This is a genomic window from Microcystis sp. M049S2 (assembly GCF_020245625.1).
In the GTDB taxonomy this organism is placed as follows: domain Bacteria; phylum Cyanobacteriota; class Cyanobacteriia; order Cyanobacteriales; family Microcystaceae; genus Microcystis; species Microcystis ichthyoblabe_A.
In genome coordinates this window covers 1-16,880 of sequence record NZ_JADBUN010000149.1, presented here as the reverse complement: position 1 = coordinate 16,880, position 16,880 = coordinate 1, and the positions used below count along the sequence as shown (strand labels likewise).

Here is a 16,880-nt window from a genome sequence, read left to right as displayed (position 1 = left end):
TCAGCGCAGGAAGCTTTTAGAGACTAGAGAGAAATTGCTCGTCGATATCGTAACCAAACTGTTGAGCGAAAAATTTTAAGCGAGATAAAGCAGGAATTTGCTGACTTTTCAGCCAATCAGACAGAATAAAGAGTTTTTGCATCACAAAAATCTCTAAAGCTTCGGGATTATATTGAATTCCTTCCCCGCGATGGAATTGATGGGGGACCAACATAGCAGCATAACGGGCGATTTCTCCCTGTTTTGGGTCAAGAATAAAGATTAACCAGGGATAAACCGCATCCAAACGCAGAAACCACAGCCTGACTTCCGGTATCTCCGATAATTCTCGCATATCACCCTCCGCACGAGGATAATCTATCTCTAATTGTAGAGCTTGTTCCAGTTTGGCGATCGCTGATCGGGACTGATAATCTTGAATAATAGTCTCTAAGGATGAGAGATCGAGATTTTGGATTTGATTGGGGTTGAGAGCGATTTTGACAGTCATAGGGGCAAGTAAAAGGTTATATCGGGCAAAATTACTGTTTTTTATCCCTAGATCGACAATGATCTATCTCAGAAAATACTCTCGATCGGGACAAAAAAACTAAGTTTGACTATTCTCTCACTCCGGAGCGAGAGAGGGAAACTGGACTAAAATCCTCATGATTGGATTTCTCCGACAATTTAACCTCCCTTGCACACCGGGTTTTTTAGATTGATAACTATTAGGGTGATATTGTCCTCGTTTGCTCATCAGTTCCCCATGGGTTCTTACTTCGCTAATTTTACCGTTTTCGAGAACAACAATGCGATTTGCCAGTGGACAAAGAGCTAACCGATGACTAATGACTATTGATAGATTTCCTATTCTCCACTGGCAGCAAGGGAGCCAGTCTTTCGCTCAAAAATGAGCCATGCTAAGGATAATTATTCTAGAGAATTTAACCCTTTTTTCCTTAACTTAATTAATGTAATGGCAATCAATCAGGATTATCAAAGAGAGTGATGTCGGGGAAATTAGCTACTTTATCAATTACTTTACCCCAGACAAATCCTCAAACTAGATCGCACAAAGAAGCAAAGAGTCAACTGGTAATCGTGCTGAGGGAATTGGTAAACAAGCTAAGGAATATTAACCCGCTCACACTTGCGACTACATTTAAAACAAACAAAGGTTGAGTCTTCTCTGACGAATAATAAAGATTATTACATTCTCCCGCACTCGAACCAGGGATAAAGGTACAATAGAACTGTAGGGTTCTGGAGGGTTGCTATGTTTACACACAACTTAGATGAGAGAAAACTGCCCCTCGATCGAGAAGGGAAAACTCTGCAAAAACTCACCTATCGTTCACTGAAAATCCACCACCTTGATCGCCCCAGCAATTTGTCAACGGTGGGGAATTCAAGGATTGTGGGATTTAGAAGAAAAATTTGCCCTCGTTATTCTTGATGGAAGTCCTGCGGCAACATTTCCTAGGCATTGCTGATGTCAAAAGTAGTAGTCGCATCGGCAGTTCCCTAGCTGTGATCCCATGGTTGCCACCAAGCAACTGAAGTAAGACGGGGATATCATCCCAGAGGGGAAAGAGAAACCAGACTAAAATCCCCGGGGTTGGATTTCTCCTACAATTTAACCCCCTCTGCACACTGGGGGTTTTTTAGTCGGCAAAATCGGCAACCAAGGACAAGAATAAATTAGTCAATTTATGGGAAAATAAGCTCATCTTCTCGGCTTTTATCCCATGCAGGCCGACTTTTTTACTAATATCCTCTTACCCGTTGCCCTAGGCGTTTTAATGTTAGGCATGGGATTGGGATTAATTCCCGCCGATTTTCAGCGTATCACCCGTTATCCCAAGGCAGTCCTGATCGGTTTAAGCTGTTCGTAATTTAAATTGCGTTAACAGAATTAACCTTGTTTTTCAACTTGCGATCCCACTTAATAATTAAACCGCCTTCATTTAAAAGTTGATGTAAAAGAGATTCTAATTCTTCAACTGATTTAAAAAGTCGATGAGCGATAAATTCTTTTGCCGAGTGCCAGACCAATTCAATGATATTTAAATCTAGGCTATATGCGGGTAAATACTCTAAAATTAAGTTGGGCATATTTTCAGCAATTTTACCAACAACATCTGTTTTTTTGTGAATACTAGCATTATCGAGAATCAGGACAATCTTTGGACCCTTCTCTCGAAAATTCTCCTCTTTATTCCCCGCTTTCACCCATTCTTTAATAGTATCACCATCATCATCAATATTTTCTATTAATTCTTGCAATCGACGATTATAATCACTTCTTTTATTTCTCTCTATCTCATAAATGTACTGGTAGAAAACAGGAAAAAAGCTACGACTAGCGGGGATAAAAAAAGTATCTTGCATCGGAGACAAAAGCACTCTTATTATTGACGGAATAACTACTGATTCCTTGTATGGTTTAGCTCTCTCAAAAAAGTCTCTGGGTATTTTATCAAATACTTTCTCAGGGGTATTATTCTCTTTTATATTTATTGTTAGGCTACCTTTGCCCTTGCTAATCTGTAAATACTCCAGATCATTATTTCCTGCAACACGAACCAAAAAAGTTGTTTTAAATTTCGTCTCTTTAAATTCTTTGATATTTGCTTGAAAAATTAATTTATTGGAACTAATAATCGTTTCTTTAATACTGGCATCAAGATTGTAGGTATTAACAACTTCTTTTTCAATAAACTGGCTAAATTTATTTAGAATCTCATCGATTAATTCTTGATTGATAGTAATTTTTTTAATAGGTTTTTCACAGTCAATTACTAAAGAATCAATTTGGGTATTTTCGGAAAACTTTCTAATATTGTCATGATTAACAATTGTCCATAAAAGCTGAGAAACTAGGGTTTTGCCACTATTATTGTAACCAATAAAACTATAAAACTTCTTGGTTAAATCTAGAGCTTGATTATTATTTCTAATTGATCCCAAATTCTTGATCAGTAGTTCCATATTATTTTTACCAATCACACCGAGAGGATAACTAATTTTTTAAAGGTGGACAAAATGCCCACCCTTAAAACTATTGTAAACTGCTAGTTAACTGACTTTTGGCCTTAGCTAAAGCTTCGCTTAACTTACTAGCATCCCGTCCCCCAGCTTGAGCTAAATTGGGACGGCCACCACCACCACCGGCGCAGATTTTAGCGATCGCACCGATAAATTTACCCGCTTGTAAACCCTTATCTTTAATCACCCGGGGACTAAAAGCGGCCACTAAACTCACTTTATCAGCTGCGGGAGTCGAGGCCAAAATTACCGCCCCTTCCCCTAATTTTTGCTGTAGTCTTTCGGCTGCGGCCATCAAATCATTAGCATCAATATCACCCAAAGAAGCGACTAATAGCTTAAATTCGCCGATAGATTCAGCTTGAGATAGCAAAGCATCCGATTTATTTAGTGCTAACTCCTGTTTAACCGCTTCTAACTGCTTTTGTGTCCCCTTTAACTCTGATTGTAGGGCCGTAATGCGATCGGGAATTTCCAGAGGTTTGACCTTAAAGCGATCGCACAGATCCCGTACCACCTGATCCCGTTCATTCAAATAGGCTAACACGGCAGGGCCGGCCACCGCTTCGATGCGACGAATTCCCGCAGCGATTCCCGTCTCGGAGATGATTTTAAATAAACCGATCTCGGCGGTATTTTTAACGTGAGTTCCCCCGCATAATTCCATAGAAACGCTAGGAATATCAATAACTCGCACTTCTGAGCCATATTTCTCGCCAAACATGGCAATAGCTCCCTTCTGCTTCGCTTCTTCCAATCCTATCACCGCTATCTCGGTGTCATGCGCTTCGGCAATCCAAGTGTTAATCTGTTCTTCCACCTGTTGCAATTCAGCGCTAGTCAGGGGACGAGGACAGTTAAAATCAAAACGGAGGCGATCGAAATTGACTAGGGAACCTGCTTGGGAAATCCCCCCATCGACAAGCTTTTTCAGGGCCGATTGTAGCAGATGGGTGGCGGTATGATTAGCTTGAGCGCGACGACGACAGGAGCGATCGATCTGAGCATTAATTGTATCGCCGGTGGTGACAATTCCCCGCTCAATCCGACCAAAATGGATAAAAATCCCTGATTCTTTCTGCACATCCTCAACGCGGATAAGCAGATTATCGCCAGTTAAATAACCCTTGTCACCGATTTGTCCACCCGATTCGGCATAAAAAGGTGTTTGATCGAGAACTACCTGCACCTCAGTGCCTGCTGCGGCCGATTCCACCGTTTTACCAGCGACTAAAACCGCCGTTACTGTTGCGGTTGCTTGCAAATCCGTATAACCGAGAAATTCCGTCGGGTGAATATGTTCCGCCAGCTTATCTAAACTGCCCTGTACCGTCAAATCTATGGTTTCGTGGGCGGCTTTTGATCTTTGCTGCTGTTTTTTCATTTCCTGCTCGAAACCCGCCGTATCGACGCTTAAACCCTGCTCCTCAGCGATTTCTTGAGTGAGTTCGAGGGGGAAGCCATAGGTATCATAAAGGGTAAAGGCATCGACTCCCGAAATCTGGCTTTTTTCTTTTTCTAGAATCGATTCGAGCAGTTTCTCGCCTCTTTCTAGGGTTTCTAAAAATCTCGCTTCCTCTCGCTCTAATTCTGCCTTGATCACCGTTTCTCGTTCCCGAACATTGCCATAGACGGACTCGGAAAGAGCGATCGCCACTTCCGCCACTTTGGTGATAAATTGACCTTCAATACCAATTAAACGCCCGTGCCGTACTACTCTACGAATCAGACGACGCAAGACGTAACCTCTGTCAGTATTCGATGCTGAGATACCATCTGCTATCATGTGTACTACCGAGCGCACATGATCACCGATGACTTTTAGGGAAACTTTCGTTTTTTCGTCCGCTTTCTGGTAGTCTATCGCTGCTAACCGGGCTGCTTCGGCGACAATCGGGAAAATTAGGTCAGTTTCGTAGTTATTGGCGACTTTTTGCAGGATTTGCGCCATCCGTTCCAAACCCATCCCCGTATCGATATTTTTATTCGCTAGGGGTGTTAGATTGCCGTCCGCGTCGCGGTTATACTGCATGAAGACGAGGTTATAAAACTCGATAAAACGGCTATCATCCTCTAAATCGATGGTTTTATCCCCTAATTCCGGGTGAAAATCGTAGTAAATTTCCGAACAGGGACCACAGGGACCCGTGGGACCCGATACCCAAAAGTTATCCGCTTCGCCCATTTTTTGGATACGATGGGCAGGAATACCGATTTGATCGCGCCAGATAGCGAAAGCTTCCTCATCCTCTTTAAAGACACTAACGACTAATCTTTCGGGGGGAAGGTTAAAAACTTCTGTGGACAATTCCCAGGCCCAGGCGATCGCTTGTTCTTTAAAATAATCACCAAAGCTAAAATTGCCCAACATCTCGAAAAAAGTATGATGTCTGGCAGTCCGGCCGACATTTTCGATATCGTTGGTGCGAATACATTTTTGGGAAGTGGTAGCGCGGGGAAATTCTGGGGTCTTTTGCCCTAAGAAAATCGGCTTAAAAGGGAGCATTCCCGCAATAGTCAGCAAAACGGTGGGGTCTTCTGGGACTAGAGATGCACTAGGGAGAATTTTATGGTTTCTGGCCGCAAAAAAGTCTAAAAATCGCTGGCGAATCTCGCTTCCGCTTAGGTGGTTACTCATAGAAGATGTCAGTTAGTCAGAAAATGCCTATTTTATCCATTGTGGCATTTTTGCGTTTTAACTCTCCACCTTTACTCTCGCGCCGCTTGTCGGACCTGTTCTAAGTCTAAATCCAAAGCTTGAGCGATTTGTTCTACACTTAAACCCAAAGCAAGCAAACGGGGAATAGATTCTAGTTTTCCTTCTAGTTTTCCTTCTAGTTTTCCTTCTAGTTTTCCTTCCTGTCGTCCTTCCTGTTTAGTTGCTTCCTTCCATTCCTGATAGGTTTGAGATAAAGTCATAAACACCTCTCTATCTTCAGTTTCTAGGATGTTATTTATTTCCATACTAACCCGCCAACTAATTAATAATTCTAGGACATTTTCCCGGAAAGCATTACCTTGAGGTAATTCTAACAATTCTCCCACCGCTTGGTTTTGAGTTTTTCCCCGTCCTAATAATCTTAACCAAAGAGTCTCAGCAGTCACAGGCAATTGATTAATAGCGATAATTGCAGTGCGATAAAGCGAGGGAAGAAAATAGACGCCTTCTGGCCAATCCTGGTCTAATTTTGCCCCAAGACTCTCTAAAAGAGTCAGACTAGCGGAAGGAGATAAAATCCATAAGCGAGGGGCATTGTCTTCATTGTAACTCTGATTTTCCCGTTTAGCTTGTCTTTGCAGTTCGGCTAAAATCGCCAAAAGTTTTGCTAAACAATTACGAATCTCGCTACGGTTGGGAGGATTGCGATAGGGTTCAATTAAGACAGTATTAAGGACAATTCTGCCCAATAATCCCAGATAATCGGGGTTTAGTTCGGGATTGGGGGAAAAAAATAAATCTATCTGTCGGGTTTCGTCGCTGACTTCTTTGCTGATTTCGACGGTTCCTAAGGGAGAAAGTAATTGTTCAAGGTAATTTTTGGCAAATTGGTCATGGGGTTTCATGGACTGAGCAGTTAATCGATAATTCTCAATTGTATAGTTATTAAAAAAGTGGGTTTAAATAACCCACTTCTCAGGTGATGATTAGTAGTTTTTGGAATCTGAATTTTCAAATTGTGCCAGAAACTATGAACAGCCATGGCAATTATTCTCCTTGTCAATAGTGAGAAATTGTAAGATTAGACTACCTCTTCGAGAAAATCATAAATTTTGTCTAATTGTTCTAAGGTCACTAAACCGTACTGCCAGAGAATCATCGGTAAATGAATTTTATCAGATTGGATCGAGCGCTCGGCCATAGCGATCGATTCTTGGGGAAGGGACAATTCCTCTTGTAGAAATTGTCGGAATTGGGAATAGGCAATCGTGGACATAGGGGGACTTTTTCCTCAATAGTATATCTCGTAATTTCAATAAAACACCACCTGATCGGTTTCAAGGACAGTTAGTCCTGCGACCGTTTTTCTGTATCTAAGCTATCTCGATGATAGAGAGTGCTTGTCTAAAAATCGCTGGCTCTCTTACAAATAGTCCCGTTAGCTCCAGTAGAATTTTGTCTCTGTTTAATCTATAGCAAGGGTGAAGATTATTCAATCTATGACTTGATAGACTATAAAAATCTTAATCGATATGGTTAGATCTTAAACAGTATAAATGCGTAATAGCTTATAAAAGCCACACTTATATTTCCAGACAAGGGACACTTTCTATAAGAAAGTCAACACCATTTTTAAAAATTAAGGTCTTGAGATAGACTCAATCTTAATTTTATCTCCTTCTTTCACTCCTAATTCTTTCGCTCGACCCCCAGCTAGTTCGATGACTTGATTAACCATGGTGTTTGGCCCATAGACAGGACAAGGATCCACAGCACAAGGAGGGACATTGAGCAAAACTGCTTTTACTATACCATCTTTTAGAAAAATCATGTCTAGAGGAATCGAGACATTTTTCATCCAAAACCGGGCCACCAGAGGTTGTGCAAAGGGAAATAGCATACCGCGATTTTTTTCCAAAGACAAGCGATACATCAAACCCTTGGCCTGTTGTTCGGGGGTTTGAGCTACTTCTAACTCAATCATCTCACCATTAATATCTGCTTTGGCGGTGATCGGTAATATTTGCCCTTGATTCTCAGCCGTAATCTGAGCCATCGAACTATTATTACCATTGAGATTAGTCGATTGACAACTCAGCAGCAACAAACCTAAAAATAGTATTAACTTGATCTTGAGCATAAATGATTTTTTACCAGTCATCACCAATAGTTATCAATACTTAATTTTCTCAGTATAAGTGGAGAATTAAGCAGATAAGACACTAACACAAAGTGGCGACGGCAAATATAAAGATAGTATTAAAAATATCTAGTATGGGGGTGAGCATCCTTCCTTGAGGATTGTTAGAACGTATATACTAGGAAAGTTCTCAAATTTATTGGCCGATTTTCCCCCTCAATTTTGCCCCAGTCTGGCTGCAGTCGATCGCCTTCGTAGGTTAAAATACCATTGATCTGTTGATCGATTATTGTAGGCTCAGGAGCAATCACCATGACCGCAGAAAGTATGTTATTTAATGGGCCGATCGTGGCGATCGTTCTCGTCCTCGTCGGATTAGCTTGGGGTTTTCTCCTCCTCAAAATCCAAGGTGGAGAAGCGGAATAGCCTGTTTTTCGGTTCATGGTTACTTTATTAGTAATCATGAACTATTTTTTCTGATCAAAAGTAATTAAGAGAAAATCAATAACTCAAATCTTATACCCACACCTATGACCACTCCCACGATCGAGTTTTTTGTCGGTTTATCAGAAGAATTAAGCGGTGTTAGTCTCCGCAAAAATAAAAATACCGGGATTCGCAATGTCCTGATGACTTTTAAAACCCTGAAAGCGATCGAACGTTTCCAAAGTTTCACCACTCGTACCTACGGCGATCTCCGTCTCACCGATGAGGAAGGAGTGATTATAGTTATTCCCAACTCGACTAAGTTTATTTTTGGAGGAGATGAAGGGGATGAAATTCAACGGGTAGAATGTGGTTTTGAAATCACCGATGAACACTGGGAGCGTTTTCTGCGCTTTATGAATCGTTACGCGGCAGCCAACGGTATGGGGTATCAGGATAAGTGAGAAGTGGGGTGATGGGGGAATGGGGAGATAGGGGAATGGGGAGATAGGGTGATGGGGAGATAGGGGAATGGGGAAATTTCAACTAAAACCCTAAAACCCTAAAACCCTAAAACCCCAACTCTCAACTCCTGAGTTCTGATAGTTAAAAACCAGCTAAAATAAGGATAAATTTAGTCAAGAAACCATGAAAATAGCGATTACTGGGGCGACGGGATTTGTGGGTAGTCGATTAGTGGTCAAACTCTATGATCGCGGCGATGACATCCTAATTTTGACTCGCAATCCCGATAAAGCCCGAAGAATGTACCCAAAGTCAATCTATCCTAAGATAGAGATTATCCCTTATATCGCCACAGAATCGGGGGATTGGCAAAAAGAGATTTCTGGATGTGACGCGGTGGTTAATCTAGCCGGAGAACCGATTTCGGAACGCTGGACCAGTGAAGCAAAACAGGCAATCGTCGCTAGTCGGCAAATCGGCACCGAGAAAATTGTCGAAGCGATCGCCTTGGCCGCCCAGAAACCGAAAGTTTTAATTAACTCCTCGGCGATCGGTTACTATGGAACCAGTGAAACCGCTAGTTTTGACGAAAACAGCCCTCCCGGTGGCGATTTTCTGGCGGATGTCTGTAAAAAGTGGGAAACAGCCGCCCAAAAAGTGAAAGATTACGGCACTCGTTTAGTCATTCTTCGCACGGGTATTGTTTTAGGCAATGGGGGTGCTTTAGGGAAAATGATCCCACCCTTCAAGCTTTTTGCCGGCGGTCCGATTGGCAGCGGTCGTCAGTGGTTTTCTTGGATTCATCGGGATGATTTAATTAATTTAATTATCTATTGTCTTGATCGCCCAGAAATTAGCGGTACTTTCAACGCTACTGCACCCAATCCCGTCCGCATGAAAGAATTCTGTCAGATTTTAGGGGAAGTAATGAAGCGTCCTTCTTGGTTGCCAGTGCCAGATTTTGCCCTCGAAATTCTCTTGGGAGAAGGGGCAAAAATCGTCTTAGAAGGTCAAGAAGTGCTGCCAAAAGCCACCCAAGCGATCGGTTTTGACTATCGTTATCCTAATCTAGAAGCGGCCTTAGAGGAAATTGTCCCGAAAATGTAGAAATCTGATAGACTAGCGGGCCGAATGCTCTCAATCTATTTTTCACTCCAGACGGGATGGGAGAATAAAGAGGCAGCCACTCTCACCCCGCGCAGTTGATTTAACAGGGGTAAATGACCCACGGGAGCGCTTAAATCCCAGATAAATTCTTGGGGGTATTTTGTCCAATTATTGCCATTTTTCCAGCCAATTTTCGGCCAGAGTTTCGGGAAATCTTGACCGACACCGAGCCATAATTTGCGCTGCACCGACCAACCGAATTTTCCTTCCGAATGAACTAACCAAAGATTATCAATAGTCTGAATATCTACACCGGGGAAAGCTTCCACTTCCGTAAAATAGACCCATTTCCTCTGTATTGCTCCTTCTCCTGCTAATTCACAGAGTTTTTGACGGGTGAGACTATCGGCAGTTTGAAAATCCTGTTTAGCCAATAATTCCTGTAAAAGTCGATAATCGATACCTTTAGCACTATCGAGGGGAACAACACCCGTGGGGAAATAATTAGCTAAAAATTCCTTGCTCTGAGTGCTATTATCTTGATAGAGCAATTGATAGGCCTTACCTGTCACCAGATTAACGGGAGTGGGCTGCTTGGCCAACAAAAAATCTCTCAACACAGTTAGGCCACCTTCCCCGGCCCCGGCTAATTGTGTCAGAATCTGTAATTGGTTTTTCGGCGACTCGGTGGCTAATTGACTCATCTTACGGGTAATATCCTCGCTCTGTTCTTCTACTAACACGCCATTCTGGTCAGTCATATCATCACTTTTAAGACCACTCCTTCAATACTATTACCACTTTTTCGGGGTCGCTGCTCGATTTTTTCCTGAAAAAAAGGGATTTTTAGCGGGTGGTTGATCCTACAGTGAATAACCAGTTCAAACCATAACGGTACAAATGTGATCCCAAATTGTCATTCTAACCCGCGTTGGGTAACACGCGGGTTATGGAAGAAAAGAACCGATCAACCTGAGACTCAATCTCAAAATAGACAGACAAAGCAGCTCTACTCTGAGCGGTAATCTCAAAACAACTCCGAGAGCGAACAGGATAAGAACTAATACACCGAATCAACCCCCGATACTCTCAATCATATGCCGTTAGATAGCGATTTCCTGACTGGTTATACCAGTATAACCATTCCCGATACCAAGCAATATGTTCTCCTTTTTCGTAACCTAGCGCCAAGCCAATTTCAGGCAGCCAAACCCGATTATTCTCACTCTCTAGAAGTTCATATTTCCCTGAGACTAATTTATATACTTCTAATCTTTGTCTGTTTTTAAATCTTCCTCTTCTGCCACTGAAAGGATTGTATATTACATAATACAAAATTCCCAAGCTTTGGTAATTTAAGAATTTTTCCTGATATTCACTATTATATTTTTCAGAAATTACCTCTAAAAACAAAATCGGCAAGATATACTTTTCTGCCCATAAAACATAGCTTAACCGACCTCTTTCTCTCGTATTATGGTTGACTTCAAAGGCTAAGAAACGATGAGGTGGAACGAACCACAAAGACACAAAGGACACAAGGATTGATCGATCCTATGTAAGTTAAACTTACCACACAGAACCTAGAAGAGCCATAAACTTAGCAGTAGATTGGGAATATCGTTTTGCAACTGATTGTCCACTGGATTTTCGTCGGAAGAAGGCAATTCTTCGGCACTGGGAAGAGGTCGATTTTTGTCATAGATTAGGTTAACCATAGCGCCGGTAAGCACAGAGTTTATCCAACAAGGTTTTTAAATTTATTCAGTCAGCCCTATTTTAATGATCGCTGCCGTTTTCCTGTACCGATCCTAACTGTTGACGCACATCATCGATCGCTAGATTTAACTGGGCAATTTTATCTTCTAAACTGCGGCGGGCCATTTCCATACCTTCCTCTGGAGTCAAGCGCCCATTGCGGATCTCCTCCAAAAAAGACTGATTGTCAGCAGCTGCTAAACCGCGACGGCTGCGATTAGCCAACACTGTCCCCAAAACACCGCCCACCAAACCACCGACAATCGCACCGGCTAAAAAACCGCCCGCAAACCCATCTCGCTGACTCATAATCCGTTTTTCTCCTAATAGGTTCCAAAAGCTCGATCGCCGGCATCGCCCAACCCCGGCACGATGTAACCGCGGCTATTTAGTCCTTCATCGATAATAGCCGTATAGATGTTCAAGCTGGGATAATTCTGACTCAATTTCTGTAAAGCCGGTGGGGCAGCCACCACGGAAATCACGCGAATTAGGGCAGGATCAACGCCTCTGGCAGTAATTTCTGCCATTGCCGTTGAAATTGATCCCCCCGTGGCTAACATCGGTTCAAGAATTAACACTCTCGTGGCTGGATCAAAACTAGCCGGTAGTTTATTTAAATAACAACTCGCCTCCAGGGTTTCCTCGTTTCTGGCTAAACCGAGATGATAGGTACTAGCTAGGGGTAAAAGACTTTGCGCCCCTTCCAACAGGGCTAATCCTGCGCGTAAAATCGGGACTACGGCCATCGGTACGCTAGGATCGATAAAAGTAGCCGGACATTCCGCTAGAGGGGTTTTAACGCTAGTTTCCAGCGTCGGCAACCATTGCCGGGCTGCTTCGTAGGTTAACCAGCGCCCTAGTTCCGTCATCGCTGTTTTAAACAGTACCGAGGGGGTATTTTGATCGCGGGCGATCGCCAGCCAATGCTTAACCAGAGGATGTTCGGGAACATAGACGCGCAGTTGTAAAACCATGAAAACACTAAAACTCGATCGAGGGCTAAACTTTATCTTAAGCCAAAAAGCCATCAGCCTGGAATTAGTTATCAGTTTCTGAAGGCCAGGGGCGACGGGCACTCATGCACAAGAAAGAATCTGGCAATTCTCCTACCTAAAAAGAAGGGTAAAAACTAAGTAGGTAGGTATTGAAAACTTTCAGATCCCCCCTATCCATTAGTCAGATCTTTCTTAACAAAAAGAGAGGAAACTTAAAAAAAAGGGGAAACGATTGATAGGTATAGTTTTGAAAGAAGGAATCAAGGTGAAGGTAAGCAAAAAAATGGAGAAATGGGCAGCCCAAGAATTACAGTATGCAGACCTAGGGGACACCAGAAGAAAGAGGCTCTTCGTTACTTGGTATGATTCGATAAGGGGGTATAAATCGACTAAATCCTTATCTGGCAAGAGACTTAATTGATTAGCTCCTTCTAGATTGAAAACAATTGGCAAAAATCTCAGCAATGTCTGTCCGACGGCAATTGTTGAAACCACGGAAGTTAGCACTAACAATTAGTCAAAGCGCCAAATTCGCCTAACCTAATCATAGGTTAAGCGACAAACAAGATCAGCAAGAGATTTCGATTTTTTTACCTTGCTGATCTCTGCATTTCTTTGTTAACAAAACTTAACAATTATCGGCAAAATTTTGCTTGCTTTTATCGGGAGATTTTGGGATAATATTTTTAAAACATTTTATTCATAATAGAAATCTTTGCATCTAAAAAAATTTTCCACAGATTCCCATTATAAGAAAAGCATAGCGCAAGTCGCCGGCAAAGTCAAGTCCTTTCCCATTAATTATGGGTGGGAATTTCCCGGAATCAAAAAAGGAGGTTAGTGGTGAGTCAGACCAAATATAGGTTACACTTCATCTTTAATGGGAAACGCTGTCATTCCGTGTAGAGAATATGACTAGACAAACCGCTAATCTCGGACAAACAGGAATTTCCGTCAGTGCCTTAGGAATCGGGACTTGGGCATGGGGAGATAAACTATTCTGGAACTATGGCAAGGAATACGGAGCTAGTCAGGTAGAGGAGGCCTTTAAAGCGGCAGTAGAAGCAGGAATCACCTTTTTTGACACTGCCGAAGTCTATGGACTGGGGGAATCGGAACGACTCTTAGGAAAATTTACCCAACAGACCGATATTGCCATCGATATTGCCAGCAAATTTGCCCCCGTACCGTGGCGATTGGGGGCGAATGCGGTGCATAATGCCATTACCGACAGCTTAAACCGTCTAAAAACCGATAAAATTGCCCTTTACCAAGTACATTGGCCCTTCACCTTCCTAATTAGCCAAGAAACCCTAATGAATGCCCTAGGGGAAGAAGTAAAGCGCGGCCGGATTGGTTCCGTGGGTGTAAGTAATTATTCCGCCGAGCAAATGCGTCAAGCCAGCCAGATTTTGGCGAAAAAAGAGGTTCCCTTAGCGGTCAATCAGGTGCAGTATTCGCTTTTGTATCGCAAAATAGAAACTAAGGCAATTTTAGCCACGGCCAAGGAATTAGGTGTCACCATCCTCGCCTACAGCCCCCTCGCTCAAGGACTACTGACGGGTAAATATAGCCCAGAAAGCCAGAATTTGCCCGATGGAGCCAGAAAAGTTGACCCACGGTTCAAAAAAGAAGCTTTGGAGAAAATAGCCCCAATTTTAAGGGTACTGCAAGAATTGGGCGAAAAATACCAAAAAACCCCCGCACAAGTCGCCCTCAATTGGTTAATCGCCCAAGGGGATGTAATTCCCATTCCGGGGGCAAAAACCGCAGCCCAAGCGATCGAAAATGCCGGAGCCCTAGGATGGAGTTTAGAAGCGCAAGAGGTGACGCAATTAGAACAGATGAGCCGACCTTGGCTGTAAAAATCAAAACTTTTGATTTTTGATCACCATTCTGGAAAAAGTCTCTAACTTTTTGGTGATCAAGATTAAAACAGGCTACAATCTTTGCATACTGCTGTACTACTTAAGAAAACTGGGGACAAAATTAATGGCGACAATGACAAATAATCCCGATCGAGATAAGGCCTTAGGTTTAGTCTTAAATCAAATCGAGCGCAACTTTGGCAAAGGTTCGATCATGCGTTTAGGAGACGCCACCCGGATGCGGGTGGAAACCGTTCCTAGTGGTGCTTTAACCCTAGATATGGCTTTGGGTGGCGGTTTACCGAAAGGCCGCATCGTCGAAATTTACGGGCCAGAAAGTTCCGGAAAAACCACTTTAGCCCTCCATGCGATCGCAGAAGTGCAGAAAGCTGGGGGAGTGGCGGCCTTTGTCGATGCGGAACACGCTTTAGATCCCACCTATTCGGATGTTTTAGGGGTAGATATCAATAATTTACTGGTGGCACAACCGGACACGGGGGAGGCAGCCTTAGAAATAGTTGACCAGTTAGTGCGTTCTTCGGCCGTGGATATCGTCGTCATCGACTCGGTGGCCGCTTTAGTGCCGAGGGCGGAAATTGAAGGGGAAATGGGGGATAATCAGGTGGGTTTGCAGGCCCGTTTGATGAGTAAAGCCCTGCGAAAAATTGCCGGTAATATTGGTAAATCCGGTTGTGTGGTGATTTTCCTCAACCAACTGCGGCAAAAAATCGGTGTCACCTACGGCAATCCTGAAGTCACCACTGGGGGAACGGCCTTAAAATTTTATGCCTCGGTGCGTTTAGATATCCGTCGTATTCAAACTTTGAAAAAAGGCACGGAAGGAGAATACGGAATTCGGGCTAAAGTTAAGGTGGCTAAAAATAAAGTCGCGCCTCCTTTCCGGATTGCTGAATTTGATATTATCTTCGGTAAAGGCATTTCCCAAGTAGGTTGTATGCTGGATATCGCCGAACAAACTAACGTGGTTACTCGTAAAGGGGCATGGTATAGCTATAATGGCGAAAATATTGCCCAGGGTCGCGATAATGCCGTTAAATATCTTGAAGAAAAGCCAGAAGTAGCGGCGGAAATTGAGAAGTTATTGCGGGATAAATTAGACATGGGTTCGGTTCCTTTCCCCACGGAACCGGCCGATGAGGACGAGGGGGACGATGAGGAACCAGAAATCTAAAAGAAGAAGGTTTTAGGTCTTGGTTATCCCCCAGTTTCGGGGGATTTTTTGGTTTCAGAATCGATAGATTTAGCGGCTTCTAACCATGATTGTAAACCTTTTTTAGTCGGTGTTCCTCTAGGGGTAAAAGTCCATAGAGCTCGTTTATGTTGGGATCCGTAGCTGATATGAATTGGGCGATTAATTCCGTAAAAATAGAGAGAATCAAAGGGTAATTTTGCGGTTAAAATCCAATCTATTAGGCGATCGCTCGTTAAATCGATAATCCGAAAATCACAGGCTGCCCCCAATCGCTGACAATAATATTGACCTTTTTGATTAATTTCGTGGGCGCAATGTTGATCACGACTGGGATCGATTCTCCCGTTTTTTAAGCCGGTGATCGGGTCTTTTTTTTGGAGAAATTTTCTCAGATCATTAGAACAAAATCCGTAGGTTAATTGGAATCTTTCTCGACCAAAATTATCAATAATTGGATCGATAATAAAGTGAGCGAGATTTTGCCAAGCGGTTATCGTTTCAGGATTTTTTGGATAGGGGTCGATTTGTGCTGCGTACTTTTGATAGGTTTGGGAACAGGTAGATAATTCCTCTAGGGTTAAATACTTACCAATTAACATAATCAGTGATCAGTTTTTTAGCTATATCCTATCACCTGATTTAGCTATTTTGCCAAAGCGGCTTTTTTGCGACCATAATAAACAGCGATAAAAGCGCTGACATACATCCATAAACTATAGACAATTGCGGGAATGGCTAGATCGGGATTCTTTAATAAACCGGCAGTGATGGCAATCGCTAAAGTGCCGCTTTGAATACCCACTTCAATGGCGATACAAATTCTTTGGGGAATAGTTAATTGAAATAAACGACCACTAAAAAAGCCAATAGTTTTTCAAACAGTTTTTCTGTGACAAGGGTTGATTTCCGATGCGGTTTTGTTTTTGGCTAATCCTGCTACTAAAAATTTCGAGGCTTTGTCCACATGAGTAACGAGAACTCCTAGATGATTGATACTAAATCCCTTGAGTATAGGATACATATCAGGACAGGCAAAAGGCAAAAGGCAAAAGGCAAAAGAGGGAATAGATAATCAGTTTTTAATCTCTTCGGGTCTAATTCCCCGCCGCTCGCGGCGTATAATAAGTAGTCGTGCAAAATTAATTTCCTAGTAAAGATAGGCACTCATGCAAGAGGCAAAAGGCAAGAGGGGGTTAGATATGTGTAATTAATTTTG

General features: G+C 42.7%; 18 protein-coding genes and 4 pseudogenes. 8 read left to right on the top strand and 14 right to left on the bottom strand.

Annotated elements, in window-relative coordinates:
* Window positions 1-16: 16 nt before the first annotated feature.
* Window positions 17-490, bottom strand: coding sequence for a CRR6 family NdhI maturation factor (locus tag IM496_RS12760; protein WP_287662120.1), 474 nt, complete (start codon window positions 488-490; stop codon window positions 17-19).
* A 768-nt stretch (window positions 491-1,258) separates the two neighbouring features.
* Between IM496_RS12760 and IM496_RS12755 the strand changes: the two genes are divergently transcribed.
* Both IM496_RS12755 and IM496_RS12750 read left to right on the top strand, forming a co-directional pair.
* The gene (locus IM496_RS12755) at window positions 1,259-1,438 is read left to right on the top strand and encodes a hypothetical protein (RefSeq protein ID WP_287662118.1); all 180 of its coding nucleotides are present in this window, start codon (window positions 1,259-1,261) and stop codon (window positions 1,436-1,438) included.
* A 292-nt stretch (window positions 1,439-1,730) separates the two neighbouring features.
* Window positions 1,731-1,865 (top strand): annotated as a pseudogene (locus IM496_RS12750) (bile acid:sodium symporter family protein); the annotation flags it as partial.
* A 13-nt stretch (window positions 1,866-1,878) separates the two neighbouring features.
* Here the strand turns inward: IM496_RS12750 and IM496_RS12745 are convergent.
* The 5 genes from IM496_RS12745 to IM496_RS12725 form a co-directional block, all read right to left on the bottom strand.
* Window positions 1,879-2,973 (bottom strand): transposase, encoded by a 1,095-nt coding sequence (locus IM496_RS12745; protein ID WP_194013377.1) that lies wholly within the window; start codon window positions 2,971-2,973, stop codon window positions 1,879-1,881.
* Between the two features lie 70 nt (window positions 2,974-3,043).
* On the bottom strand, window positions 3,044-5,668 hold the full coding sequence (alaS, locus tag IM496_RS12740; protein WP_287662116.1) for an alanine--tRNA ligase: 2,625 nt from the start codon (window positions 5,666-5,668) through the stop codon (window positions 3,044-3,046).
* A gap of 71 nt (window positions 5,669-5,739) precedes the next feature.
* Window positions 5,740-6,594: an RpnC/YadD family protein gene (locus tag IM496_RS12735; RefSeq protein WP_287662115.1), complete on the bottom strand. Its 855-nt coding sequence runs from the start codon at window positions 6,592-6,594 to the stop codon at window positions 5,740-5,742.
* A 176-nt stretch (window positions 6,595-6,770) separates the two neighbouring features.
* Complete coding sequence (locus IM496_RS12730) at window positions 6,771-6,965, bottom strand: DUF2949 domain-containing protein (RefSeq protein WP_002732568.1); 195 nt, start codon at window positions 6,963-6,965, stop codon at window positions 6,771-6,773.
* Window positions 6,966-7,328: 363 nt separating this feature from the next.
* The gene (locus tag IM496_RS12725; RefSeq protein ID WP_194013387.1) at window positions 7,329-7,850 is read right to left on the bottom strand and encodes a DUF192 domain-containing protein; all 522 of its coding nucleotides are present in this window, start codon (window positions 7,848-7,850) and stop codon (window positions 7,329-7,331) included.
* A 291-nt stretch (window positions 7,851-8,141) separates the two neighbouring features.
* Here IM496_RS12725 and petM point away from each other — a divergent pair, with 291 nt between their 5' ends.
* The 3 genes from petM to thyD all read left to right on the top strand — a co-directional run bounded on the left by petM (window position 8,142) and on the right by thyD (window position 9,827).
* The gene (gene petM, locus IM496_RS12720; protein ID WP_002731506.1) at window positions 8,142-8,255 is read left to right on the top strand and encodes a cytochrome b6-f complex subunit PetM; all 114 of its coding nucleotides are present in this window, start codon (window positions 8,142-8,144) and stop codon (window positions 8,253-8,255) included.
* Window positions 8,256-8,359: 104 nt separating this feature from the next.
* Window positions 8,360-8,719 (top strand): photosystem II reaction center protein Psb28, encoded by a 360-nt coding sequence (gene psb28 / locus IM496_RS12715; RefSeq protein ID WP_002777305.1) that lies wholly within the window; start codon window positions 8,360-8,362, stop codon window positions 8,717-8,719.
* Between the two features lie 184 nt (window positions 8,720-8,903).
* A complete protein-coding gene (gene thyD / locus IM496_RS12710) occupies window positions 8,904-9,827 on the top strand; it encodes a thylakoid membrane protein ThyD (RefSeq protein ID WP_287662114.1) in 924 nt (307 codons plus the stop codon).
* Between the two features lie 35 nt (window positions 9,828-9,862).
* Here the strand turns inward: thyD and IM496_RS12705 are convergent, their stop codons facing one another.
* From IM496_RS12705 to upp, 5 genes are all read right to left on the bottom strand, one after another.
* Window positions 9,863-10,588 (bottom strand): GUN4 domain-containing protein, encoded by a 726-nt coding sequence (locus IM496_RS12705; protein ID WP_194013391.1) that lies wholly within the window; start codon window positions 10,586-10,588, stop codon window positions 9,863-9,865.
* 328 nt (window positions 10,589-10,916) lie between these two features.
* Window positions 10,917-11,240 (bottom strand): Uma2 family endonuclease, encoded by a 324-nt coding sequence (locus IM496_RS12700; RefSeq protein WP_287662131.1) that lies wholly within the window; start codon window positions 11,238-11,240, stop codon window positions 10,917-10,919.
* Between the two features lie 170 nt (window positions 11,241-11,410).
* Window positions 11,411-11,560 (bottom strand): hypothetical protein, encoded by a 150-nt coding sequence (locus IM496_RS12695; protein WP_287662113.1) that lies wholly within the window; start codon window positions 11,558-11,560, stop codon window positions 11,411-11,413.
* Between the two features lie 46 nt (window positions 11,561-11,606).
* On the bottom strand, window positions 11,607-11,894 hold the full coding sequence (locus tag IM496_RS12690; protein ID WP_104397362.1) for a ssl2009 family thylakoid membrane protein: 288 nt from the start codon (window positions 11,892-11,894) through the stop codon (window positions 11,607-11,609).
* Between the two features lie 14 nt (window positions 11,895-11,908).
* Window positions 11,909-12,562, bottom strand: a complete 654-nt coding sequence (gene upp, locus IM496_RS12685; RefSeq protein ID WP_104397363.1) for a uracil phosphoribosyltransferase — start codon at window positions 12,560-12,562, stop codon at window positions 11,909-11,911.
* 304 nt (window positions 12,563-12,866) lie between these two features.
* Between upp and IM496_RS12680 the strand changes: the two are divergent.
* From IM496_RS12680 to recA, 3 genes and pseudogenes are all read left to right on the top strand, one after another.
* A pseudogene (locus IM496_RS12680) lies at window positions 12,867-12,930 on the top strand (transposase DNA-binding-containing protein); the annotation flags it as partial.
* Window positions 12,931-13,494: 564 nt separating this feature from the next.
* The gene (locus IM496_RS12675) at window positions 13,495-14,448 is read left to right on the top strand and encodes an aldo/keto reductase (protein ID WP_194013393.1); all 954 of its coding nucleotides are present in this window, start codon (window positions 13,495-13,497) and stop codon (window positions 14,446-14,448) included.
* A gap of 127 nt (window positions 14,449-14,575) precedes the next feature.
* Window positions 14,576-15,643: a recombinase RecA gene (gene recA, locus IM496_RS12670; protein WP_194013395.1), complete on the top strand. Its 1,068-nt coding sequence runs from the start codon at window positions 14,576-14,578 to the stop codon at window positions 15,641-15,643.
* Between the two features lie 23 nt (window positions 15,644-15,666).
* Here recA and IM496_RS12665 read toward each other — a convergent pair whose 3' ends face one another.
* The 3 genes and pseudogenes from IM496_RS12665 to IM496_RS22725 all read right to left on the bottom strand — a co-directional run.
* Entirely contained in the window at window positions 15,667-16,263 is a 597-nt protein-coding gene (locus tag IM496_RS12665) for a hypothetical protein (protein WP_194013397.1), read from the bottom strand.
* A gap of 44 nt (window positions 16,264-16,307) precedes the next feature.
* A pseudogene (locus IM496_RS12660) lies at window positions 16,308-16,532 on the bottom strand (bile acid:sodium symporter family protein); the annotation flags it as partial.
* Window positions 16,532-16,655: pseudogene (locus IM496_RS22725) on the bottom strand (IS30 family transposase); the annotation flags it as partial. The pseudogenes IM496_RS12660 and IM496_RS22725, both read right to left, overlap by 1 nt.
* Window positions 16,656-16,880: the final 225 nt, after the last annotated feature.